The sequence below is a fragment of the Synechococcus sp. R6-10 genome (assembly GCF_047461815.1).
Taxonomy (GTDB): domain Bacteria; phylum Cyanobacteriota; class Cyanobacteriia; order Thermostichales; family Thermostichaceae; genus Thermostichus.
The window spans coordinates 1-1,444 of sequence record NZ_JANSHW010000506.1; the positions used below are offsets into that span (position 1 = coordinate 1).

The following is a 1,444-nucleotide window of genomic DNA, read 5'->3' on the forward strand; positions in this document are numbered from 1 at the left end:
TTCCATCAGGGAGCGGGCCAGATCCAGCTTGTCGGTTTCCACCAAAGACTTGCCGGTTTGGATCCCTTGGGCTTGGTAAAAGGTAAAGATCATGCCGCCGCCCAGCAGGAGCTTGTCCACTTTTTCCAGGAGCCGCTCAATGACGCCGATCTTAGTGGAGACTTTGGAGCCGCCGATGATGGCCGCCAAGGGGCGCCGCGGATTCTCGATGGCGCCCGAAAGAAACTGCAGCTCCTTTTCCACCAGGTAGCCGGCCACAGCAGGCTGGAGGTAGGCGGTGACGCCGGCAGTGGAGGCGTGGGCGCGGTGGGCGCTGCCAAAGGCGTCGTTGACAAACAGGTCGGCCAGTGAGGCCAGCTTGCGGGCAAATTCCGGGTCGTTGTCCTCCTCTTCTGGGTAGAAGCGGACGTTTTCCAGCAGGGCCACCTGGCCGTTTTCCAGGCGGTTCACTACCGCCTCGGCCTCAGGGCCGATGCAGTCGGGGGCAAAGGCAACCGGCTGGCCCAGCAATTGAGAAAGACGGGTGGCTACGGGGGCCAGGCTATTGCCCTCGCGGGCGACCTTAACCGCGCCTGTCTCTTTGTCCTTCTTGACGGGGCGGCCCAGGTGGCTGGTGAGGATCACTTTGGCGCCTGCCTGGGTGAGGGCCTGGATGGTGGGCAGGGAGGCGCGAATGCGGGTGTCGTCGGTGATGTTGCCCTGGGGATCCAACGGGACGTTGAAGTCGGCGCGCACCAGCACGCGCTTGCCGTTTAAATCAAAGCCAGATGACAGCAGGGATCCCAGTGTTTGTTTGGCCATCGTTGTTTTCCCCCGGACTGCAGAAAATCTTTATTTTTTCTTCCGTATGTATCCTACCAGCGATTGGGATCCCGGCAGTGAGACAGATGGGCTTCGGGATCCCCTTGTTCCGCTGCTTTTGCTGGGTCGGCCTTCCGTCTGCCCCTTGGCCCCGGCAATTGTAACGGTTTGCAAATAGAATAAAAATGTTGCTTTGTCGTTACCCTCATGCGTGTTGCCATTGCTGGTGGCGGGCTGGCCGGGCTGGCCTGTGCCAAGTATCTCTGCGATGCCGGGCATCAACCGCTCCTCTTTGAGCGGCGGGATGTTTTGGGTGGCCTGGTGGCTGCCTGGAAAGATGCCGACGGCGACTGGATCGAGACGGGGCTGCACAACTTTTTTGGCGCCTACCCCAACACGTTGCAGCTGTTCCGGGAGCTGGGCATCTCCGATCGCCTGCAGTGGAAGGAACACAGCTTGATTTTCAACCAGCCGGACAAGCCGGGCACCTATTCCCGCTTTGACCTGCCGGATATTCCCGCTCCTTTCAACGCCATTGTCGGCATCTTGCGCAACAACGACATGCTCACCTGGGGGGAAAAGGTGAAGTTTGCCCTGGGGCTGGTGCCGGCCATGATTCGCGGCCAGCGCTATGTGGAGCAGA

General features: G+C 60.3%; 2 protein-coding genes. One reads left to right on the forward strand and one right to left on the reverse strand.

Annotated elements, in window-relative coordinates; translation table 11 throughout:
- On the reverse strand, window positions 1–801 hold an 801-nt coding region (locus NW837_RS12810; protein ID WP_414332035.1), incomplete at its 3' end, for a phosphoglycerate kinase.
- Window positions 802–1,008: 207 nt separating this feature from the next.
- Here NW837_RS12810 and NW837_RS12815 point away from each other — a divergent pair.
- On the forward strand, window positions 1,009–1,444 hold a 436-nt coding region (locus NW837_RS12815; RefSeq protein WP_414332036.1), incomplete at its 3' end, for an FAD-dependent oxidoreductase.